The 22,392-nt window shown below is 67.4% G+C and carries 17 protein-coding genes; 6 read left to right on the top strand and 11 right to left on the bottom strand.

Going from position 1 to position 22,392, the window contains the following annotated elements; all coding sequences use genetic code 11:
* Positions 1 to 55: 55 nt before the first annotated feature.
* The 4 genes from L6Q21_RS05610 (at position 56) to L6Q21_RS05595 (ending at position 7,364) form a co-directional block, all read left to right on the top strand.
* Positions 56 to 439 carry a VOC family protein gene (locus L6Q21_RS05610; protein ID WP_237829686.1) on the top strand — a complete coding sequence of 128 codons (384 nt, stop codon included), beginning with the start codon at positions 56 to 58 and terminating at the stop codon, positions 437 to 439.
* A 41-nt stretch (positions 440 to 480) separates the two neighbouring features.
* Positions 481 to 2,868, top strand: a complete 2,388-nt coding sequence (locus tag L6Q21_RS05605) for a ligase-associated DNA damage response DEXH box helicase (RefSeq protein WP_237829685.1) — start codon at positions 481 to 483, stop codon at positions 2,866 to 2,868.
* Positions 2,869 to 3,012: 144 nt separating this feature from the next.
* Positions 3,013 to 4,617, top strand: a complete 1,605-nt coding sequence (locus tag L6Q21_RS05600) for a hypothetical protein (RefSeq protein WP_237829683.1) — start codon at positions 3,013 to 3,015, stop codon at positions 4,615 to 4,617.
* A 74-nt stretch (positions 4,618 to 4,691) separates the two neighbouring features.
* Positions 4,692 to 7,364, top strand: coding sequence for a TonB-dependent receptor domain-containing protein (locus L6Q21_RS05595; protein WP_237829681.1), 2,673 nt, complete (start codon positions 4,692 to 4,694; stop codon positions 7,362 to 7,364).
* A gap of 305 nt (positions 7,365 to 7,669) precedes the next feature.
* Here the strand turns inward: L6Q21_RS05595 and L6Q21_RS05590 are convergent, their stop codons facing one another.
* The 6 genes from L6Q21_RS05590 to gyrA form a co-directional block, all read right to left on the bottom strand.
* The gene (locus tag L6Q21_RS05590) at positions 7,670 to 8,737 is read right to left on the bottom strand and encodes a glycosyltransferase family 4 protein (RefSeq protein WP_237829679.1); all 1,068 of its coding nucleotides are present in this window, start codon (positions 8,735 to 8,737) and stop codon (positions 7,670 to 7,672) included.
* Positions 8,734 to 9,633, bottom strand: coding sequence for a UDP-2,3-diacylglucosamine diphosphatase (locus L6Q21_RS05585; protein WP_237830014.1), 900 nt, complete (start codon positions 9,631 to 9,633; stop codon positions 8,734 to 8,736). The genes L6Q21_RS05590 and L6Q21_RS05585 overlap by 4 nt, the downstream gene beginning before the upstream one ends.
* 135 nt (positions 9,634 to 9,768) lie before the next feature.
* Complete coding sequence (locus tag L6Q21_RS05580) at positions 9,769 to 10,749, bottom strand: NAD(P)H-dependent glycerol-3-phosphate dehydrogenase (RefSeq protein WP_237829677.1); 981 nt, start codon at positions 10,747 to 10,749, stop codon at positions 9,769 to 9,771.
* Entirely contained in the window at positions 10,749 to 11,456 is a 708-nt protein-coding gene (locus tag L6Q21_RS05575; protein ID WP_237829676.1) for a hypothetical protein, read from the bottom strand. The genes L6Q21_RS05580 and L6Q21_RS05575 overlap by 1 nt, the downstream gene beginning before the upstream one ends.
* Positions 11,457 to 11,480: 24 nt before the next feature.
* Positions 11,481 to 12,515, bottom strand: coding sequence for a tRNA (adenosine(37)-N6)-threonylcarbamoyltransferase complex transferase subunit TsaD (gene tsaD / locus L6Q21_RS05570; protein WP_237829675.1), 1,035 nt, complete (start codon positions 12,513 to 12,515; stop codon positions 11,481 to 11,483).
* Positions 12,512 to 15,262 (bottom strand): DNA gyrase subunit A, encoded by a 2,751-nt coding sequence (gene gyrA / locus L6Q21_RS05565; RefSeq protein WP_237829674.1) that lies wholly within the window; start codon positions 15,260 to 15,262, stop codon positions 12,512 to 12,514. Before gyrA ends, tsaD begins: the two co-directional genes overlap by 4 nt.
* An 85-nt stretch (positions 15,263 to 15,347) precedes the next feature.
* Between gyrA and L6Q21_RS05560 the strand changes: the two genes are divergently transcribed.
* Positions 15,348 to 15,974, top strand: a complete 627-nt coding sequence (locus L6Q21_RS05560) for a hypothetical protein (protein ID WP_237829673.1) — start codon at positions 15,348 to 15,350, stop codon at positions 15,972 to 15,974.
* Positions 15,975 to 16,185: 211 nt separating this feature from the next.
* On the opposite strand, the gene L6Q21_RS05555 is transcribed toward L6Q21_RS05560, so the two are convergent.
* The 5 genes from L6Q21_RS05555 to L6Q21_RS05535 all read right to left on the bottom strand — a co-directional run bounded on the left by L6Q21_RS05555 (position 16,186) and on the right by L6Q21_RS05535 (position 20,652).
* Positions 16,186 to 17,121 carry a peptidoglycan DD-metalloendopeptidase family protein gene (locus L6Q21_RS05555; protein WP_237829672.1) on the bottom strand — a complete coding sequence of 312 codons (936 nt, stop codon included), beginning with the start codon at positions 17,119 to 17,121 and terminating at the stop codon, positions 16,186 to 16,188.
* 452 nt (positions 17,122 to 17,573) lie between these two features.
* Positions 17,574 to 18,617, bottom strand: coding sequence for a FecR family protein (locus tag L6Q21_RS05550; protein ID WP_237829671.1), 1,044 nt, complete (start codon positions 18,615 to 18,617; stop codon positions 17,574 to 17,576).
* Between the two features lie 57 nt (positions 18,618 to 18,674).
* Positions 18,675 to 19,220 (bottom strand): RNA polymerase sigma factor, encoded by a 546-nt coding sequence (locus tag L6Q21_RS05545; protein ID WP_237829669.1) that lies wholly within the window; start codon positions 19,218 to 19,220, stop codon positions 18,675 to 18,677.
* Entirely contained in the window at positions 19,220 to 19,972 is a 753-nt protein-coding gene (locus L6Q21_RS05540) for an STN domain-containing protein (RefSeq protein WP_237829668.1), read from the bottom strand. Before L6Q21_RS05540 ends, L6Q21_RS05545 begins: the two co-directional genes overlap by 1 nt.
* Positions 19,969 to 20,652 (bottom strand): energy transducer TonB, encoded by a 684-nt coding sequence (locus tag L6Q21_RS05535; RefSeq protein WP_237829667.1) that lies wholly within the window; start codon positions 20,650 to 20,652, stop codon positions 19,969 to 19,971. Before L6Q21_RS05535 ends, L6Q21_RS05540 begins: the two co-directional genes overlap by 4 nt.
* A 293-nt stretch (positions 20,653 to 20,945) precedes the next feature.
* Here L6Q21_RS05535 and L6Q21_RS05530 point away from each other — a divergent pair, with 293 nt between their 5' ends.
* Positions 20,946 to 21,815 (top strand): AraC family transcriptional regulator, encoded by an 870-nt coding sequence (locus tag L6Q21_RS05530; RefSeq protein ID WP_237829666.1) that lies wholly within the window; start codon positions 20,946 to 20,948, stop codon positions 21,813 to 21,815.
* Positions 21,816 to 22,392 lie beyond the last annotated feature (577 nt).

The following is a 22,392-nucleotide window of genomic DNA, read 5'->3' as shown; positions in this document are numbered from 1 at the left end:
CGGGCGTGGCGCATCAGGCGCCCCGAACGGACCACCGCAGGGGAGAAGAAAAACCATGTTCAGCCATGTCATGCTGGGGGCGGACGACATCGCCGCGTCCCGGGCCTTTTACGACTCCACTCTGGGCGTCATCGGCGTGCAGCCGGGCTTTGCCGACGACAAGGGGCGGATCTTCTGGATGACGCCCACCGGGGTCTTCGCGATCACCAGGCCGCTGAACGGCGCGCCGGCGAGTTGCGGCAATGGCTCCACCGTCGGTTTCGCCATGGCCTCGCCCGAGCAGGCGGACGCCTGGCACGCGGCCGGCCTGAAGGCCGGCGGCAGCGCCTGCGAAGACCCGCCCGGCGTGCGGGAAGGGCCGGCCGGCAAGCTCTATCTCGCCTATCTGCGCGATCCGGCCGGCAACAAGCTCTGCGCGCTGCACCGCATGCCGGCCTGAGGCCATCGCGCAAGCGGCCATGAACACCTAAATGGGGGGCGATGGCCTCGCTCCCCAAACCGCTGGAAGACTGGTTCGCGGCACGCGGCTGGCGCCCGCGTAGCCACCAGCTTGCCATGCTGGAGGCGGCCCGCCCCGGCCGCCACACCCTGCTCGTGGCGGCGACCGGCGCGGGCAAGACCCTGTCGGGCTTCCTGCCGGTGCTGGCGGATGCGGCGGAAAAGGGGCCGCGCCCCGGCCTGAAGGCGCTCTATGTCTCGCCGCTGAAGGCGCTGGCCGCCGATGTGGAGCGCAACCTCGCCACCCCCATCCGCGAGGCGGGCCTGCCGCTGGGCGTGGAAACCCGCACCGGCGACACCTCCAGCGAAGCGAAGCGCCGCCAGCGGCAGCGCCCGCCCGACATATTGCTGACGACGCCGGAGAGCCTCAGCCTGCTTCTGACATGGCCGGAAGCCGAACGGCTGTTCGCCGATCTGGAAACGCTGATCATAGACGAGATCCACGCCTTCGCCACCAGCAAGCGCGGCGACCTGCTGGCGCTGGCCGCGGCCCGGCTGCGCACGCTGGCGCCGCGCCTGCGGCTGGTGGGCCTGTCGGCCACCATCGCCGACCCGCCGGCCATGGCGAACTGGCTGGCCCCCGGTGCCGAAGTGGAAATCGTGCGGGGGGCGGAAGCGGTCCCGCCCGACATTTCCATCCTGGTGCCGCGCGGTGAAATCCCATGGGCCGGGCACAACGGCCGCCATGCCGCGCGCGAGGTGATGGAACTGCTGGAGGAAGCCCGGCAATCCATCGTCTTCGCCAACACCCGCTCCATCGCCGAGCTGCTGTTCCGCGACCTGTGGACCGAAAACGACAAGGCCCTGCCCATCGGCCTCCACCATGGCTCGCTCAGCGCCGAGGCGCGGCTGAAAGCGGAAGCCGCGCTGGTGTCCGGCCGGCTGAAGGCGGTCGTTGCCACCTCCAGCCTCGACCTCGGGATCGACTGGGGCGATGTCGATCTGGTGGTGCAGATGGGGGCGCCCAAGGGCGCGGCGCGGCTGCTGCAGCGGGTCGGCCGCTCCAACCACCGGCTGGACGAAGCCAGCCGCGCGGTGATCGTGCCGGGCAACCGCTTCGAATATCTGGAAGCGCTCGCCTGCCTGGACGCGGTGGCCGAAGGCGAGCTGGATGCGGAGCCGCACCGCCCCGGCGGGCTGGACGTGCTGGCGCAGCATATCATGGGGATCGCCTGCGCCGGCCCGTTCGAGGCCGGGAGCCTCTACGCGGAAATCCGGCTGGCGGCCCCTTATGCCGGGCTGAGCCGCGACTCCTTCGACCGGGCGCTCGCCTTCGTGGCGACCGGCGGCTACGCGCTTTCCGGCTACGACCGCTACCGCCGTCTGGTGGAGGAGGCGCCGGGCCGCTTCCGCCTGACGCATCCGAAGCTGGCCCAGCAGCACCGGCTGAACGCCGGGGTGATCGTCGAGGCGCCGGCGATGACCGTCCGGCTGGGGCGGGGCCGGGCGCTGGGCCAGGTGGAGGAATGGTTCGCGACGCAGCTGCGCCTGGGCGACCGCTTCCTCTTCGCCGGCCTGACGCTGGAACTGACCGGCCGTTCCGAAACCGATCTTTACACGAGGCTGGCGCGCGGCGCGCCGTCGGTTCCCAGCTATGAAGGCGGGCGCATGCCGCTGTCCACCCATCTCGCGCGCCGCGTGCGGGGCATGCTGGCCGATCCCGCCCAATGGCGGCGCATGCCGGCCGATGTGCGCGACTGGCTGGAGATGCAGCGCCGCCATTCCCGCCTGCCGCCCGCCGACAAGCTGCTGGCCGAGAGCTTCCCGCGCGAAGGCCGGCACCACCTGCTGCTCTATGGCTTCGAGGGCCGCAACGCCCACCAGTCGCTGGGGATGCTGCTGACGCAGCGGATGGAGAAGCGCGGGCTGAAACCCATGGGCTTCGTGGCGACCGACTATGTGCTGGGCGTCTGGGGGCTGGAACCGGTGGAGGATCCGGCCAGCCTGTTCGCCGGCGACATCGTCGCCGAGGAACTGGAGGAATGGATCGGCGCCACCCCTTTCCTGCGCCGGGCTTTCCGCGATGTCGCCATCATTTCCGGGCTGGTGGAGCGGCAGCGGCCCGGCGCCCGCAAGACGGGGCGGCAGATGACGGTTTCCACCGACCTCATCTACGACGTGCTGCAACGCCACGAGCCCGGCCACCTGCTGCTGGAAGCGGCCTGGGCGGAGGCTTCCAGCCGCCTCACCGACATCGCCCGGCTGCACGCCCTGATCGCCCGCGCCCGCGAGGAGCTGGTCGTCAGCCGCCTGGAGCGCCCGAGCCCGCTCAGCATCCCGATCCTGATCGAGATCGGGGCGGAAGGGGTTTCCGGAATGGGGGAGGCGGAGCTGCTGGCGGAACTGCTGCGGGACGACCGCGAAGTGTGAAATAAATCAGAAACAATAACGCAATCTGTTGGTCACATCTTCGAAACGAGACTGCCATTTGCCCCGGCTAGGGAGGCTCGGTCCGCGGGGCCGCCGAGTGCGGAAATGCGGCTGAGATTCGCACATTTCCGAAAAGGGGAACCAATGTCTCATCTTCGTGCCCTGCTCCTGCTTGGGTCGGCCGTGGCGCTCGCCGCCTGCTCCGGCGCCACCGACGTCGCCTCTCCCGGCGACGGTGTGATCGTCGTCCCGACGCCCACCCCGACGCCCACCCCGACGCCGACGCCCACCCCGACGCCGACGCCGACCCCCACCCCGGGCGGCGACGCCTGCCCGACGGGCACGACGGATCAGGGCACGATCACCTCCGGCACGGGTCAGGTTCTCCGCAACTGCGAGCTGAGGGGTGCGGTCACCACGAACCTCGCGCTGCCCAACATCGCCAATCTCGTCTATTCGCTCAATGGCGGCGTTCGCATCGGCCAGGACATCGGCGCCGAAGGCAATAAGACTGGCGGCGTGCGCGCCTCCATCACCATCGATCCCGGCGTGGTGATCTTCGGCTCCTCGGGTGCCGACTACCTGCTGGTCGAGCGTGGCTCGCAGATCATTGCCGTGGGAACCGCCACGCGTCCGATCGTGATGACCAGCCGTTCGAACATCGTGGGTACCGCCACCGAGGATTCGATCGGTGACTGGGGTGGTCTTGTGTTGCTCGGCCGCGCGCCCAACAATCGCTGCGATGCGGCGGGTGCCGAAGGCGGCACCGCCCAGTGCGAACAGGAGATCGAAGGCGCGGGCGGCTACTATGGCGGCGCCGTCGCGAATGACAGCAGCGGCCGCCTGAACTATCTCCAGGTGCGCTACGCCGGCTTCCAGGTGACACCGGGCAACGAGCTGAACGGCATCACCTTGGGCGGCGTCGGCAGCGGCACCACCTTCGAGCATATCCAGGTGCACAACGGTTCGGACGATGGAATCGAATGGTTCGGTGGCACGGTGAACGGACGTTATCTGATTGTGACGGGCGCCGACGACGATTCGCTCGACACGGACAATGGCTATCGCGGCTACAACCAGTTCGTGCTGGTTGCGCAGCGTCCGCTTAACCACACCAGCAACCATGTGATCGAAGCGAACAGCTCGGGCGACGACGCTCTGCGTCCACGTTCGCGGCCGACCTTCGCCAACTTCACCTTCATCGGCCGCAACAGCAATGCCGACAACGCTTCGCACTCGCTGTTCTTCCGTGGCGGCACCGACTATAATCTGGTGAACGGTATCCTCACCTCGCTGGTGCGTGGCGTCCACTTCCGCGAAGCCTCCACGATTGCCGCCCCGAACACCGCGGCTCAGAAGGCAGGCCCGCCGAACTTCCGTTCGGTGATCATCGAGGCCGCCGGTGGCGCTGCTTATGGAGACTCTGGCGTCACCACGGAGCAAGCTACCAACATCCTGACGACCCTGCCCACGGGTGCGGCAGCCTGGGGCGGGGACAGCCGCGGCAATGTGCTGAACGGCGCCAATGCTCTCACCGGCCAATTCTGGCCCGGCAGCGGCGCCAAGGCCGTGGCTGCTTTCGATGCGTCCACCATCAACTCCTATCTCCGGAATGCGAATTATGTCGGTGCCTTCGAGAACGAGGCAGACACTTGGTTCGCCGGCTGGGCCTGCGGCAGTAACAATGTCGGTTTCACGCCTGCTGGCCTGAGCCTCTGCACCGCCCCGCCGCTTCCTATCCAGCCCTGATCCGAAAAGGGGCGGCCGGTATGTCCGGCCGCCCTTTCCGGACCTTTCGCGCGATCATCGGGGGATAAAGAAACATGAAACTGTCCAACTGGCTTCTGCTGATGGGAACGACGGCGCTAGCTTGTATCGTGTCGCCTGCCGCCTGGGCGCAGCAAGCATCGCCCGCCGATGAAGCCGGGCAGGATAGGGGCGACCAGAATGTGGACGTCTCAACTCCCGGTGCCGGAGGCCTTTCTGGTGACGATATCGTCGTCATTGGTCGCAGCATTCCCAATGTCATCAAGGCAACGCCTTCGGTGCTGTCGGTGCTCTCCCAGGCAGACATCGATCGCGCGGGTGACGGCGATATCGCAGGCGCGCTCGCCCGTGTGACCGGTTTGTCGGTCGTCGGCGGCAAATATGTCTATGTGCGGGGCCTTGGAGAGCGTTACTCGCTGGCGCTCCTCAATGGCCTTCCCATCCCCTCGCCGGAGCCGCTGAAGCGGGTGGTCCCACTCGACATCTTCCCGACCGATCTGCTTTCCTCGACGGCTGTCCAAAAGAGCTATTCAGTCAACTATCCAGGCGAATTCGGTGGCGGTGTCATCAACCTCACCACCCGAGCCGTGCCCGAAGAGTCCTTCCTGAATGTATCCGGCTCCATCGGGGGCGATACCATCACCACCGGGCAGATGGGCTATACCTATTGGGGTTCGCAAAGCGACTGGACCGGTTTCGATGGTGGAGCCCGTTCGGCCCCGGCACCTTTGCGCGCGGCAATGAATTCCGGCAAGCTGATCGCGCCTGGCGGCAATTTCTCAGTCGACGAGATGAAGACGATCACGGCCAGCCTGCGCAACGCTGAAACCAATCTCATCCAGCGCAACGATACCATTCCCGCCAACATGTCGCTCGGTTTCACGGGCGGCACGGCTTGGGATGTGGGGGAAGATCGCCTCGGCGTAATCTTCTCGGCTAACTGGTCGAACAGCTGGCAGACGCGCGAGGGTGACCGTCAGTCAGCTCAGCAGATTTCCGAAGACCGCCTCTCGCCGGACCAGGTCTTTCGCTTCGTTTCCACCGAAAACCGGATTCTCGTGAACGGCCTGCTCGGCGTTGGTTATGAATTCGGCGAGCATCAGGTCCGTTTCACCAATGTTTATATCCGCGATGTCCTGAAACAGGCACGGATCGAAGCAGGCGACGACTATCGCAACAGCACCAATAACATCAACCGTGGTGTCACCAACTGGCTCGAGCGACAACTTTTCTCGTCGTCGCTGGTGTCAGAGTTCAAATTCGGTGACTTCAGCCTCGATTTGCGCGGCACCTACGCGAAATCGCAGCGGAACTCACCCTATGAGCGCACCAACACTTATGTCTATTCGTCGGAAGTCGGTGACTATGTGAACAACCTGCGCAGCGGCGGAACGGGCAGCAGCATTGCCTTTTCCAACCTGAACGACACCGTCTGGGCTGGGACTGCGGGGGTCGGCTACTCCTTGCCCACTGCCCGCCCTGTCGTGGTGTCGGCCGGCTATGCCTATTCGAACAACGAACGGGATTCGACCCGCAGGCAGTTCGCCTATTTGCCACAGGCCTCCCTGCCGCTGGCGGTGACGCAGCAGCGGCCGGACTTCTTGCTTTCCGACTTCAATATCTACGCTTACGATATCACCCTTAGCGAGCAGACAGGCGGCGCCGGCGTAGCATCCTATGAAGCTGGGCTGCGCACGCATGCCGGCTATGGCCAGGTGGAAGCCGAACTGGCCGATGGTCTGAAAGTGAACGCGGGTGTTCGCTACGAAAGTGGTCGTCAGTTCCTGCAGATCGTGGATCTGTTCGGGAATGCCGGCGATCCGGCCGCGCTGCGCACCTCGCGCTCGGAAAGTTATTGGCTGCCGGCGGCGACCGTCACCTGGAACTTCGCGGAAAACCAGCAATTCCGCTTCGCGGCTTCGAAGACAATAGCTCGGCCGCAGTTCCGCGAACTGGCGCCGCAGCAATATATCGACACCGATAATGACCGGACCAGCATCGGCAACCGCTATCTGGTCGATTCCGAGCTCTTGAACCTGGAAGCGCGCTACGAATGGTATTTCAACACCGACGAGCGCCTGCTGGTCGGAGGATTCTTCAAGAAGATCGACAAGCCGATCGAAGTTATTGCCTATACCACCGGTAACAGCATCTTCACCAGCTTCGCCAACGCGCCGGAAGCCCAGCTATATGGTGCCGAAGTCGAAGTTCAGAAGTTCCTGTCTCTGGGCGATTCCGGCTTCTTCTCCGATCGTCGGCTGCTTGTCAGCGCCAACTACACCTATACGCAGTCGAAGCTGAAGGTGAAGGCTGGAGACACGACGGTCAGCCCCGGCAGCGGTGGTGTCCCGTCCGAGGCGACGCTCTTCTTCAGCGACGGCGATTCACTGACCGGGCAATCGGATCATGTCGCCAACCTTCAACTTGGCCTGCAGCGTGAAGGCAAGCTTTCCGAGCAGACGCTGCTGGTGAACTTTGCCTCAGACCGCGTGTCGCAACGCGGCCCTGGCGTCACACCCGATTATATCGAGCGGCCGGGGGTCCAACTCGATTTCGTGCTTCGGGAAGAAGTCGATCTCGGTCGTCAGCCGATTGAGCTGAAGTTCGAAGTCCGCAACATCCTGGGTACCAACTATCGGGAGTCACAAACGTTGGGCGACGACCGGGTGCTGATCAACGCCTATGATGTCGGTACCAGCTTCTCCCTCGGCATAACGGCGAAATTCTGATTCATATGACCCCAGGGCAGTGCATCCGCACTGCCCTGGGTTGAAACCTATAGAAATAATTGATATATTTCCCGTTATCCTAGGCTTGACCAGGCATCTTGCATATTTGCCCACGCCGGCCAGAAAGCGCGCCCCGGTCAGGCCCGGGGTGACGAAAGGTCCCCAACCTAGGGTTGCTTCAACGGGACAGACTTGCGCCTATTCGCCTTCCACATGCGTTTACATGGCTGTGCGCCTACTGCGTTTCTCACCTGCGTGCATTCCCTGCTCGGAATGTCGAGTTGGTGAATGTATGAAGAATTGACTCAGGCAGCTAGCGGCAACCCGTCCGTCTTGTCACGGTCCTGTTGCATGACGGCAAGGGTTCCGCAGGCGCGCACGGCTTGCTCGAACTGCGATACCGCCGCTTCCCAGCTATAGCCGCGCGCATGCGCCAGCGCTGCGGCGCGCGGAATGCGCAGCGCGCGTATCACCGCGGCGCCCAGATCTTCGTTCAGTGCGCCCGCGCCGCTGTCGTCCACCACATCCAGCGGGCCGGCGACCGGATAGCCGGCGACCGGCAGGCCGGAGGCCATGGCTTCCACCAGCACAAGCCCGAAAGTGTCGGTGCGGCTGGGAAAGACGAACAGATCGGCGCCGGCATAGGCACGGGCCAGGGCTTCGCCGGAAAGCGCGCCCAGGAACAGCGCGTCCGGAAAGCGGGTTTTCAGCTCGGCCAGCGCCGGGCCGTCGCCCACAACCACCTTGGAGCCGGGCGCGGGCGTCGCCAGGAACGCCTCGATATTCTTCTCCACCGCAACCCGGCCGACGTTCAGCAGGATCGGGCGCGGCAGATTCGCATAGGCGTCCGGCGCCGGAAGGCCCGGACGGAAACGCGAAAGATCCACCCCGCGCGACCACAGGCGGGTCTGCTCCAGCCCATGCCCGGCCAGTTCCTGCGCCAGGCGGGGCGTGGCCACCAGAATGGCACGCGCCGGGCCGTGAAACCAGCGCAGATAAGACCAGCTCGCCCCTAGCGGCAGGCGGAAACGGGCGTGCAGATAGTCGGGAAAGCGGGTGTGGAAGCTGGTGGTGAAGGGACGGCCCCGCCGCAGGCAATGCCGCCGCGCCGCAAGCCCCAGCGGGCCTTCGGTGGCGATATGCACGGCCTCCGCGCCGCTTTCCTCGATCATCCGCCCCACCGCGCCCGGCACGGACATCGCCAGCCGGATTTCCGGATAGGTGGGGCAGGGGAAGGAGCGGAAGCGGTCGGGCGTGACCGCCGTCACCTCCCAACCCCGCTCCACCAGCATCCGCGCGGTCGTCTGCAAGGTCCGGACGACCCCATTCACCTGCGGTGCCCAGGCATCGGACACCAGCGCCAGCCTGCTCATCCGACGGGCACCAGCGCGCCGCGCGACTTGCGGGCCTTCACGGGCTGGCCGGCGGCGATCTCGGCCCGGACCTTCTCGGCCCAGTCCAGTATCTCCATCCGCCCGTCGTCATGCTCGACCAGCGCGGTGCAGCTTTCCACCCAGTCGCCGTCGTTGTAATAGGTGATGTCGCCGAACTGGCGGATTTCGGCCGAGTGGATGTGCCCGCACACCACGCCATCGGCGCCCCGGTCGCGCGCGGCATGGGCGACGGCTTCCTCGTAGCGGCAGACATATTCCACCGCATTCTTCACTCGCTTCTTCAAATGCGCGGAAAGCGACCAGTAGGGCAGGTCGAACTGCCGCCGGCACCAGTTGAAGCCCACGTTCAGCTTCAGCAGCGCGACATAGGCATGGTCGCCGAGGAAAGCGAGCCAGCGATGATAGAGCACCACGCCGTCGAACTCGTCGCCGTGCAGCACCAGCAGCTTGCGGCCGTCGGCGGTGATGTGGATCGCCTCCGGGCGGATCTCGATGTCGCCGAAGCCCAGGCCGATGAAATCGCGCAGCACTTCGTCGTGGTTGCCCGGCACATAGACGACGCGCGTGCCCTTCTTCGCCATCTTCAATATGCGGCGGACCACGTCATTGTGGCGCGTCGGCCAGAACCAGCCGCGCTTCAGCCGCCAGCCGTCGATGATGTCGCCGACCAGATAGAGCGTCTCGCACTCGATCGACTTCAGGAAATCGAACAGCAGCTCGGCGTTGCAGCCCGAGGTGCCGAGATGGGTGTCGGAAATGAAGACGGTGCGGAAACGAAGCTTGCGCTTCGGCTCCTCCTCGTCGGGCGCCTCCAGCCAGGCCGGGGTCGGCAGCGGGTCCGCCAGACGCGGGAAATTTCGGGAACCGTCTTCCATACGGGCGACGCTGACCATGCAATGCCCCTGCCGATTGTGGGTGAGCGATTGCCGAAACGCTATATCTGGAGGTGATGACCAGTCGGTGACAACTGGATAACGGGTTTGTTGCAGAATGCGCCTTAGAAGGGGTTTTTAGCCCAATTCGGCCTTCAGGGGCCGGCTCAGCAGCCGGTCGGTCACCTCGCGGACGTTCGCCCGGCCGGCCAGCAGGTCGGCGACGGCGGCGGCGATCGGCATGTCGACGCCGGCGGAGGCGGCCGCTTCCACCAGCACCGGCGCGGTGGCCGCGCCTTCGGCGACCGAGAGCTTGCCGGAAAGCGCCTGTTCCGCCGTCTGCCCCTGCCCCAGCGCCATGCCGAGCGACATGTTGCGGGATTGGGTGGAACCGCAGGTGAGAACGAGGTCGCCGAGGCCCGACAGACCTGCCAGCGTCTCCGCCCGGCCGCCGCGCGCGACGCCGAAGCGGGTCATTTCCGCGAAGCCCCGGGCGATCACCGCCGCCCGGGCGTTTTCGCCGAGGCCGGCGCCGATCACCACGCCGCAGGCGATCGCCAGCACATTCTTCACCGCGCCGCCGATCTCGCAGCCGGCGACATCGTCGGAGGCGTAAGGGCGGAAGGTCGGCCGGGCGATGCGTTCGGCGAGCGCCGCCGCCGCTTCCATGCTGCTGGCGGCCAGCGTCACGGCGGTCGGCAGGCCGCGCGCGGTTTCGGCGGCGAAGCTTGGGCCGGACAGCACGGCGAGCGGCGCATCCGGCGCCACATCGGCCGCGACCTCCGCCATCAGCCGGTGGGTTCCGGCCTCGATGCCCTTGGCGCAAAGCACCAGCGTCGGCGCATGCGCCAGCGGCGCGCCGGCCAGCACCCGGCCGAGGAACTGCGCCGGCGGCACCACCAGCCAGAGGTCGATCGCGGCAAGCTCGGACAGCGCGTCCGTCGCCCGCACCCGCGGGCTGAGCGGCACATCGGGCAGGAACATCGGATTGCGGTGGCTGCCATTCACGGCCTCCACGACTTCCGGCTCGCGCGCCCACAGCAGCACATCTTCCGCCTGCGCCATGGTGTTCGCCAGGGCCGTGCCCCAGGCGCCGGCGCCGATCACCGCGATGGTCATCAGGAAGCCGCCTTCGCGCCAAGCCGGCCAGCCGAGCGCAGCAGCAGGAACAGGATGGCGATCAGCGGCAGCCCGAAGCTGACGATCCATTCCGCGCCGCCGATCTGCGCGGTCGCCCCGAAGCCCAGCAATTGCAGGCCGATGCCGATACCGAAGCTGCCGCTGGACCAGCCGGCGGAGAAGCTGCCGAAGGTGGCGAGGCTGCCGATCACCCACAGCCATTTCCCGCCCAGCCCCTCCGTTCGGGCGGCGAGGATCGCCGCCGTCAGCGAAGTGAGCAGCGCCGCGATTCCAAGGGCGGCGAACAGCCAGCCAAGCGGGCTTCCGTCCGACAGGCGGAACAGCGGAAAATCGAAGGCCGAGTTGCGCCGCTTCGAAACCTCCACGCTGTCGAACAGATATTTGCCGTGCGATTCCAGATAGTGGAGGGTGACGAGCGTGTAGCGCCCGCGCTCGTCCGCCGCCCCCTGGAAGCTGATGACGGCGCTGGGCCGCTCGTCGATGCTGTTGTCGGCGCGGTAGCCGGCAAGGGTCGCGGGAGGCTCCAGCGCCAGCCTGCCTTCCGCCACCAGCCGGTCGATGTCGGCATTGGCCTGGCGGATCAGGGCGTCGGGCGTGTGCTGCGCCAGCATGTCCTCGTTGAGCTTCTGCGGCGAGCAGGCCGCCAGCAGCGCCAGCAAGGCGATGATCATTGTCCTCGCAGTCATGATGTCCTCCCCTGTCGCGGCATGTCAGGCCTTCACGCCGGCGCCGCGAACCGGCTCGGCGGCCGGGTCCAGCGGCCAGCGCGGCCGGGCCTGCGGGTCTTCTTCGGGCTGGTGCCCGGCGGCAATCCGTTCCTGCGCCGCCCAGGCGATCATCGCCGCATTGTCGGTGCAAAGCCGCAAGGGGGGGGCCACGAAAGGCAGCGCCTGCTCTCCGGCCACCGCTTCCAGAGCCGCCCGCACCGCCTTGTTGGCCGCAACGCCGCCCGCCACGACCAGGGCCGTCGCATCCGGCGTGGCGCGAAGGGCGATCCGCGTGCGGTCCGAAAGGCAGTCGGTGACGGCGGCCTGAAAGCTGGCGGCGATGTCCGCCACGGCATATCGGCCGCTTTCGACGGCCCTCAGAACGGCGGTTTTCAACCCGGCGAAGCTGAAATGCGGTTCGCCCGAACCTACCAGCGGGCGGGGCAGGGGAACGGCGTCGGGGTTTCCGCCCACGGCCGCGCGTTCCACCGCCGGGCCGCCCGGGAACCCCAGCCCCAGCATCTTCGCCACCTTGTCGAACGCCTCGCCCGCCGCATCGTCGATGGTGGTCGCCAGCCGGCGATAGCGGCCAACACCCTCCACCGCGATCAACTGGCAATGGCCGCCGGATACCAGCAGCAGCAGATAGGGGAAGCGCAGATCCCGATCGACGAGGCGCGGCGAAAGCGCGTGGCCTTCCAGATGGTTGACACCCCACAAGGGCTTGTTCGCGGCAAAGGCCAGCGCCTTGCCGGTCACCAGCCCCACCATCACCCCGCCGATCAGCCCCGGCCCGGCGGTGGCGGCGATGGCGTCCACCGCCTCCAGCTCCACACCGGCGTCCGCCAGCACGGATTGCAGCATCGGCCCGATCCGTTCGGCATGGGCGCGCGCCGCCAGTTCCGGCACCACGCCGCCGAAGGGGCGGTGCGCTTCCTCCTGGCTGGCGATGCGCTCGGCCAGCACGCGGCCGTCGTCCGTCACCAGCGCGACGGCGGTCTCGTCACAGCTCGACTCGATGCCGAGCACCAGCCTCATTCGCCGGCAGGCCCTTCGAGAGCGGGCGGAGCCTCTGCCCTTTCCACGCCATCGCCCGCTTCCTCACCGCCTTCTTCATCGTCGCTTTCGCGGATGCGGGCGGCGGAAACCACATGCTCGTCGTTCGCCACCTTGAACAGGGTCACGCCCTGCGTGGCGCGGCCGGCGATGCGGATGTCCCTCACCGGCATTCGGATCAGCTTGCCCTGGTCGGTCACCAGCATAAGCTGCTCGGCCGGCTCCACCGGGAAGCTCGCCACCACCTGGCCGTTGCGCGCCGAGGTGTCGATGTTCACGATCCCCTTCCCGCCGCGGTTCGTGCGCCGATATTCATAGGCGGAGCTGCGCTTGCCATAGCCGTTGGCGGTGATGGTCAGGATGAACTGCTCGTTCGCGGCCATGTCGGCGAATTGCTCGGGCGAAAGCCCTTCCAGCGAAGCGGGTTCCGCCTTCCACGTCGCGGACTTCAGATACTGCTCGCGCGCCTCAGTGCTGTTGCCGCCACGGCGCAACACGGAAAGCGAGATCACCTCGTCGCCCTCCTCTAGGTCCATGCCGCGCACGCCGGTCGCCGTGCGGCTCTGGAACTCGCGCACCGCCGTCACTTCGAACCGCACCGCCTTGCCGCTGCGCGCCGCCAGCAGGATGTCCTCGCTCTCATGGCAGAGCGCCACGCCAATCAGCCGGTCTTCCGAACCTTCCTCGAAGCGCATGGCGATCTTGCCGTTGGAAGGCACGTTCGAGAAGGCGTCCATGGAGTTGCGCCGCACCAGCCCCTTGGCGGTGGCGAACATCACATGCAGCCGGCTCCACTCCGCCTCGTCCTCGGGCAGCGGCAGAACCGTGCGGATGGTCTCGCCCGGCTCCAGCGGCAGCAGGTTGGCCATCGCCCGGCCCTTGGATTGCGGCGTGCCCTCGGGCAGCTTCCACACCTTCATCCGGTAGACCTTGCCGAAGGTGGAGAAGAACAGCACCGGCGCATGGGTCATCGCCACGAACAGCTCGGTGATGACATCCTCTTCCTTGGTCGCCATCCCCTGCCGGCCCTTGCCGCCGCGCTTCTGCGCCCGGTAGCTGTCGAGGCTGACGCGCTTGATCCAGCCGGAATGGGTGACGGTCACCACCATGTCCTCGCGGGCGATGAGGTCCTCGTCCTCCACATCGTCCGCCTGCACGATCTCCGAACGGCGCGGGGTGGTGAACTGGTCGCGCACCTCGATCAGCTCGCCGCGCAGCACCTGCACCAGCCGCGCCCGGCTGGAGAGAATGTCGAGCAGGTCGGCAATGGTCGCCGCCAGCTCCTCCAGTTCCTTGCCGATCTCGTCGCGGCCAAGCGCCGTCAGCCGGTGCAGCCTCAGGTCGAGGATGGCGCGCACCTGCAGCTCGGAAAGCCGGTAGGTGCCGCCGGAGAATTCCTCGCCCTCCAGCTCCAGCTCGGCGTCGTCCACCAGCTTCAGATAGGGGGCGATCTCGGCCACCGGCCAGTTGCGGGCCATCAGCGCCTCGCGCGCCTCGGCCGGCGAGGCGGAGCCGCGGATGATCGCCACCACCTCGTCGAGATTGGTGACGGCGATGACGAGGCCCAGCAACAGATGCGCCCGGTCCCGCGCCTTTTCCAGCAGGAAGCGCGAGCGGCGGCCGATCACCTCCTCGCGGAAGGCGACGAACGCCTCGATCACGTCGCGCAGCGAAAGCTGCTCCGGCCGCCCGGCCCTGAGCGCCAGCATGTTGACGGCGAAGCTGGACTGCGCCGGCGTGTAGCGCCAGAGCTGGTTCAGCACCACGTCCGGCACGGCGTCGCGCTTCAGCTCCAGCACGATGCGCACGCCCTCGCGGTTGCTTTCGTCGCGCAGGTCCGACACGCCCTCGATCCGCTTGTCCTTCACCGCTTCCGCGATCTTCTCGACAAGGCCGGACTTGCCCACCTGATAAGGGATTTCCGTCAGGACGATCTGTTGGCCGGTGCTCCGCCGGTCCTCGATCACATGCCGGCTGCGCATCAGGATCGATCCGCGTCCGGTGGTCATGGCGCTGGCGATGCCGCTGGTGCGCAGGATCAGCGCCCCGGTCGGGAAATCGGGCGCCGGCACATGCTCCATAAGCGCCTCGGCGCTGATCGCCCGGTCGTCCAGATAGGCGAGGCAGGCGTTCACCACTTCGCCCAGATTGTGCGGGGCGATGTTCGTCGCCATCCCCACGGCGATGCCGCCGGCGCCGTTCACCAGCAGGTTCGGGTAGCGCGCCGGAAGCACGCTCGGCTCCTGCTCCTGCCCGTCGTAGTTGGGCACGAAGTCGACGGTGTTCTTGTCGAGATCGTCCAGCAGCGCTTCCGCCGCCTTCGAAAGCCGCGCTTCGGTGTAGCGCATGGCCGCCGGCGGGTCCGGGTCCATCGATCCGAAATTCCCCTGGCCGTCGATCAGCGTCAGCCGCATCGACCAGTCCTGCGCCATCCGCGCCAGCGCGTCGTAGATGGCGCTGTCGCCATGCGGGTGATATTTACCCATCACGTCGCCGACGATCCGCGCCGACTTGCGATAGGGCTTGTTGCTGTTGAAGCCGTTCTCGTGGGAACCGAACAGGATGCGCCGGTGCACCGGCTTCAGACCGTCGCGCACATCGGGCAGCGCCCGCGACACGATCACCGACATCGCATAGTCGAGATAGGAGGAGCGCATCTCCTCCACGAGGTTCACGGGGGCGATATCGCTGCCGGGGGCAGGCGCTTGAGGCTCGACGGTTTCGGACATGGGAACCTCCTAGTCGCGCGGAACGGGATTGGAAAGGCGCAGAGGGCAGGGCAAAGAGTGGGAATCCGATTCGGGAGAAATTCAGATGCGTATTCCGGCCGCTGCCCTTGCCTTTCTGGCGCTCGCCGCGCCTGCTGCCGCCCAGAACAGCCATTGCGCAGCCCTGCCGGCCAGCGCCCGCGTCGAAGTGCGCGGGCCCGACAATGTGATCCCGGCGCAACTGACGCCGCGCGGCTTCACCTGCCCGCGCGGCTTCACCACCGAAACCGTCGGCCCGGTCACCCGCTGCCGCCAGCCCGGCCCGGCCAGCGTCGAAACCCGCGAGCCGCGCCGCGACTGCTACGCCAGCCTGCAGCTCGGCCCCGTCCGCGCCATCTCCGGCCAGCAGCGGCCGACGCTGCAATGCCCTTCCAACCCGTCGATCGACAACATCGTCGCCGTGCGCGGCCGCAACGCCGGCTGGCAGGACGTGACGCTGACGGCGCCTGCCAGCGCCGCCGTCACCATCACCCAGCTCCGCGTTTCCGGCGGCCGCACGCCGCCGGCCGAAGACCCCACACTGAACGACTGCTTCCCGCACGACTGCCGGCTGATCCGCCTGACCACCCGCAGCGGCACGCCGGCCCGCGTGGACCTGACGCTGGCCACCCCGCAAAACGCCAGCGCCACCACCTTCACCGTCCAGACCGAGGCGAACTGCCCCGGACGCTGAATCGGCCTGAGGTGGAACGCAGGGGCTCTGCCCCTGCACCCCGCAAGGGGCGTGACGCCCCTTGACCCCCTTTAAGTTTGCAGAAGAGCCCCCCGGAAACCAAGGTGCGTATCAGCACGTCGGCTTTCGGGGGGCTCTTCTGCAAACTTATGGAGGTGCAGGAGGGTCACCCTCCTGCTGGGGGTCCAGGGGGCAAAGCCCCCTGGCGTTCCTACCTCGGCAGATACTGCATCGGGTCCAGCGTGCGCCGGCCCTGGCGGAGCTGGAAGTGGAGTTGCGGTTCCTGGGCGTTGCCGCTGGAGCCGGCGCGGGCGATGGGCTGGCCGCGTTGCACCTTGTCGCCCCGGTCGGCCAGGGCGTCTTCCAGATGCGCGTAGCCGGTGACGGTGCCGCCGGAGTGGCGGATCAGCATCATCAGCCCGAAGCCGGAGATGGCGTCGCCCACATAGATGACCTCGCCGTCGGCGGCGGCGCGCACGGCGGCGCCGCGCAGCGTCTTGATGTTGATTCCGTCGTTGAAGCGCCCGCCGGGCTTGGCGCCATAGCGCGAGAGGAGCACGCGGCCATCGACCGGCCAGCCGAGGCTGGGAACCGGGGCGGCGGGGGCAGGCGCGGCCGGCCGCGGCGGTGCGGGCGTCTGGCCGGGGCGCGGTGCGGCCGGCCGGCTGGAGACGGCGGGCGCGGAGCCGGTGATGAGGTCGTCCACATCCAGCCGGAAGGCGGCCGCCTGCTCCTCCGGGCTGGCGCCCGGGCGCGGGCGGGGGGGCGTGGGCCTCGGTGTGGAGGGAGTGGCGGTTGCCGTGGGGATGAACAGCGCCTGGCCGATTTCCAGCGTCGCGTCGCGGTCGATCCTGTTGGCGGCGGCTATACGGCTCCAGTTCACGCCATAGGCGCGGGCGATGGCGATCCCGGTTTCGCCGCGCTTCACGATATGCCGCCGGCCGCCGGGCACCGCCACCCCATCGGCTTTCGCGGGCACGGCCTGCCAGCGGGGCCTGGCGGGCTGGTTCGGCACCACGGTGATGCTGCTGCCCGGTTTCGGCTGGCCGCGCGGCGGCTTCGGCGTGGAGCAGGCCGCGAGGCAGAGGCACAGCACCGTCAGCAGGAAGGAGGGGGACGGCAGGATGACAGGGCTGTTCGGGCGCACGCGGGGAGCCTTAGACCATCTGCGTCGCGGAAGGAAACGGCTGATCTGTCAGCCGCTTGGGTTAACCCCGTCGGGAATCTTTACAAACCTTGGCGGCCGATCGGGCGACAGAATTTATTAATAATCTGAATCAAAAGCAAAAATGCCTGTCCCGGATGGTTGGCATGCAATGTGCATTCACAAGCGGGTCGGCGGGGGCAATTGCCGGCACGAGACAGGTTCGTCACGGTAGGGGCGGCGGCGCGGGGGTGCCGCTGCCCCTTTCGGTTTGGTGATCGTGCGGTTTGCAAACCCAGGCGGCGAACGTCGGTTCCGTTGGGAAGTGGCGGCTATGCAACGCCTCGTCACCCCGGGCTTGACCCGGGGTCCAGCTTTTCTGCGGCGCCGCGTTTGAGGAAGAAAGTCGGACCCCGGGTCAAGCCCGGGGTGACGGGTGTTGGAAATGCCCGCTCTCAGCTCAGCACCACCACTCCGCCCGGCAACCGCCGGGCCCCCACATCCAGCAGGCGCTGCAACTGCACCACCGCCAGTTCGATCTGGTCGATATGGAACACGCCCGTCACCGGCCAGTCGCTCTTGGAACTGTCGGCGAGCACCAGCCGGCCGGGGAAATAGCGGTTGATCTGCGGAATGGCTTCGGAAACCGGCGTGCGGCGCAGCACCAGCAGCCCGCGCCGCCAGGCCAGCCGCACCATCTCGTCGGCTTCGGCCTGCCGCATTTCGCCGGCCGCCGTGAACCGGACTTCGCGCCCGGCTTCCAGCGTCTGCCGCCGGTCGCCATGCGCCACCGCCACCGAGCCGCTCACGCAGGTCACGCAGAAATCGCCGTCATAGGATTGCACGTTGAAGCTGGCCTGCCGCGCGCTCACCGTGCCGCCGCCCGCCGTCACGCGGAACGGGCGCCCGTCGCCGTCCACCGACACGAAGGCTTCGCCGCCCACCAGGTCCAGCCCATTGCCGCGCGCGGTGCGATAGGCGCTGGAGCGGGAGTTCAGCTCCACATTCACCCCCGCCATCGGGCTGAAGCTGCGCCGCTCGCCGGGGGCGGTCCGCTCGTCCGCCATCAGCTCGGCGAGCGACGGCCACAGTTCCAGCGGCGGGTTGGTGAGGACGAGACCGCCGGCCAGCGCCGCCGCCAGCGCCCCGCCGCCGCCCAGGAAAGCCCGGCGGTCGAAGCCGCGCGCCGGCTGGCGGGTCTGTGGATGGGCGGACTTGCGGAAGGGCAGGACGCTCGCCGTCTCCGGCGCGGGGGCAAGCGCTTCCACATCCTCCGGCGCGATCTGCAAGGCGACATGGCGCATGTCCCCGCAGAGGTCCGAAGCGGCCGCGAAGGCATGCGCATGCGCCGCGCTGGCGCCCAGCCAGCGCTCGAACGCCTGCTTGTCCGCGTCGGAAAGCTGCCCGACCGTCAGGCGCACGACCCAGTCCACCGCTTCGAGTTCGAGCGGATTCCGGCCCCCCGGCTGGCCTGCGCCGATGCCATTCCCCATGGTCATGGGAAAAGCGGATTTCCGGTCAGCATGTGCGTTCCATACGGCAAAAAAACTATACTCCTATTGGCTAGAGAGATTTACCCGCCTGCCAGCGAAAACATTCTTTCGCCCCAGCCGGTCGGCGCAGTGCAGGATGGCGCCCCTGATGTCGTTCTGGATGGTGCGCACGCTCACCTGATAGCGCTCGGCCAGAAGCTCGGGCGGGGTGTCTCCGCGATAGCATTGCAGGAAGGCGTCGCGCTGGCGCTCGGGCAGTTCGGCCAGCGCCTGCAGCATCCGCTCCACTTCCTGCCGGGAGGAAACGACCCGGTCGGCGAGCGGCGTCTCGTCGGCGGGCTCGGGGATTTCGGCGATGTCGGCATGCGCCGACTGCCGCCGCTCGCGCTTGCCCAGCGCGCTGGCGGTGTTCAGCGCCGCGCGATAGACATAGGCGTCGGCGTCGGCGATCTGCCCCAGTTCCCCGCCTTTCCCCAATTGCAGCCAGGTTTCGCTCAAGGCTTCGCTCGCAAGCGAATCCGAGCCCAGCCGCCGCGTCAGCCGGCGCAGCATCTGCGCATAGCCGTCGACCAGCGAACGCCGAAGCAGGAGGCGGCTCGACTCCGACATCAGCGCCCCGAAAGCTCGAACATCAGCGGCTGGCGCAGCCCCTCGGGCGGCACCAGCCCCAGGTTCGCGCCTTCCAGCAGCGCGGTGGCGCGCGCGTCCAGCGCCTGGTCGGCGCTGCCCTGCACGATCCGCACGTCGTAGAGCGCGCCATCCTCGGCGATCCGCGTGACGATCCGCATGTCGGCGGCCTTGCCGCCCTCGAACATGGCGCCTTCCATCACCATCCGGCGGATCGCCACCACCAGCAGCCGCGCGAAGGCCTCGTCGCCGTCGCCGCGCGGCGCGCCGCCGATCGTGCGCGGCGCCGTCACCCGCATCATGTCCAGATTGAGGAGCGGCCGCCGCTCCCTGCCGCGCACGACATCCCGGCTCCAGGCCTGCTGCGCCTCGGCCTCGGGCAGGATCACGGCGGAGCGGTCGCTGGTGAAGCGCGCGACCAGCCCCGACCCTTCCAGCAGCCGCGCCAGCGCGTCCGCCGGGCGGTAGCGGCCGACGAGCGCCGGGGAAAGGCGGCCGCCATCCGCCGGCGCGCGCAGCAGCACGTCGACACCGCTGATTTCGGAAAAGCGGGCGAGCGCCATGTCCAGCGGCAGGGCCGCCATCTCGTAGCGCTGGGCGGAGCCGGCCGGATCGCCTCCGGCCGCCAGAGCCGGGATCATTGGCAGCAGCGCGGCCAGAAGGCAGGCGCAGAAGCGGGCCAGCGGCATCAGGTCGCGCCCCGGCGCCGGAAGAGGGATGGCGATCGCCATCATTGCAGCGCAAATCCGATCGGCAGCGAAACCCCGAACGTCTGCGGCCAGCCCTGCGGCGGCAAGGGCAGGGGGCGCGCCCGCATCACCGCGGCGATCGCCTCGTCGTCGAGCACCACCGACCCGGAACTCAGTTCCACCCAGGCCTCGATCACGTCGCCCTTGTGGTCCATCACGAACTGGATTCGAACGACGCCTTCCCGGTTCGCCGCGCGCGCCTCGGGCGGATATTGGCGGTAACGCTCGATATGGCGCAGCAGCAGGGCGCGGAAGGCCTGCATTTCGGCGCCGGAAAGCGCCGGCGCCCCATCTTCCTTCGCTTCCAGCCCGTCGAGCCCGGCGCTGCGGCTGTCGCCTTCGTCGCCGCGCGGCGGCGTGCCCAGGCGCGGCGCGTTTTCGGCGGGATGGGCAGAAGGGCCGGCGCCCGCGCCTTCGATCACGCTTTCCTTCGCATGGTCGGCGGGCTTGCGAAGCTCGTCTCCATGGCCTTGCGAGCCGCCGTCCGGCAGCGGCAGCAGTTCCACCACCAGCACGCGCCCCGCCTCGCCGCCGCTCGCCCCGGCGTCCGGCGTGCCGGCGTGCAGGTTCAACAGCAGCGCAAGACCCAGCGCAGCGTGAATGGCCGTCGAAAAGACGACGGCGCCAGATCGCGTCAGCAGCGAACTGTGAGTGGCGTAGCTCATGCAGGCGGGTTCATGGCGGAAGCAGGTTCATGGTGGCGTGCGACAGTCATCAATTTGCCATCGCCATTGCCTGCCGGAGATGAAATCTTCGTGTCAGTCCGATGAAAGCGTCCTCCGGTCGCCGGCAGGGAAATAATTTTCACGCGCCTTTGCGCTAGCTGGCGGCCGCGTCCTCTTCCCAAGTGAAGGGAGCGCCCATGGACTGCCAGTTGCCTGCATCCGCAACCGACCTGCCGCCGCGCTTTCCCATGAAGGCTGCCGGCCCCGCCGGCGGCCCGGCTCCTGGGGGGGTGATGGCTCTGAAGTTGCCGCCGTCCGATCCGGTTCGGGCCATGGGGCGCTACCGCCTGCATGTCGGCGACCTGATCGTCGACATGCGCGCATCCCCACCCCATTCCGGCGCGGATTACCGCGTGCCCGCGCATCGGGCCCTGCTGCTGGTGCCGCTGGGCGGCGATCTGGAGATCCTGACCGAAGCCCACCGCCACGACTGTCCGGAAAACACCCCCTTCCTGTTCGCGCGGGGCGAGGAGGTGACGGCGCTGTGGCGCGAGGGGAGCTGGTGCCTGGCCATTCATCTGCGGCGCGACCGGTTGAACGCGGCGCTGAGCGCCGCGGTCGGCGGCGCCTGCAAATTGACTTCGGTCGCCACCCTTCTCCAGTCCGGCCGGGAGCTGGAGCAAACCCTGCACCTCCTTCTGGCGCTGGTGGCGGACGCCGAACCCCAGCAGCGGCCGGCGCTTCTGGCGATCGAGGCGAATTTCTACCGCCGCCTCGCCGAGCGGCTTCTCCCCGAAAGCGGCGGCGAAAAGCTTTTCACCCCGGTGCGCTCGGTCAGCGAGGCGATGCGGCTGGTGCGCGAGGACCACAGCCGCGCCTACGACACCGAAGAGCTGGCGACGCTCGTCGGTGTGACGGCGCAGACGCTGCGCAAGGGCTTCCGCTTCTGCCTCGGCATGTCGGTGAAGGAATATATCCAGACCGTCCGCCTCGACTGGGCGCATGCCAGGCTTGCGAGCGGCCGCGACGGCCGCCCGATCGCCGAGATCGCCCGGCGCGCCGGTTTCGCGGAAAGTTCGCCTTTCTCCCGCGCCTATATGCGGCGCTTCGGGGAGCCCCCCAGCCAGACGAGGGCAATGGCGGTGCGCGCCGCGACGGTGTGAAATCCGGCGGCGCCCGGCTGGCGCCGCCCGCATGAAATCGTGCAACCCGAAGGCAAGTAAAGCCTTCGGGGATTTTCTGTTATCTGAACAAAAAGATCGTATAACGTCTTTCAATGTTCAATATCCGTTGATGACAATATGATTACTATAGAATATATTTTTCACGATTCAATACCAATCAATTATGTGTCGTAACGAAATTGAAACCATGCTTGCACCCGGGCGGTAGAAACGCATTTCGGCGCCGGGATTTCCCAGATTTGACTTGAGGCGTGTGCAGCGCGCGCTCTAAGGGCGCCTTCGTCGACGGGGTTTGCGTCTTGGCGTGTGTGCGCCGGTTTTCCCCGTCTCTTACGTGTTTGGATCGTTTCGCGGGCATCGCCCGGCTTCGGCCGGGGCGTTGCCTGTGGCTTAGGGGCGCGGATTTGATGCTGAGACGATTTGGGGCGGCGGCGCCCATCGGACGTATGGCGATCGGACGTGGGACGCTGATCCTGGCGCTTCTTCTGGGCTCGGCGCCAGTTTTATCCCAGGAGTCTGTATCGACGTTTGAGATACGAGCGTTTCAGGTACGTGG

It is taken from the genome of Sandaracinobacteroides sayramensis (assembly GCF_022014495.1).
Taxonomy (GTDB): domain Bacteria; phylum Pseudomonadota; class Alphaproteobacteria; order Sphingomonadales; family Sphingomonadaceae; genus Sandaracinobacteroides; species Sandaracinobacteroides sayramense.
This window is presented reverse-complemented; position numbering and strand designations above follow the sequence as displayed.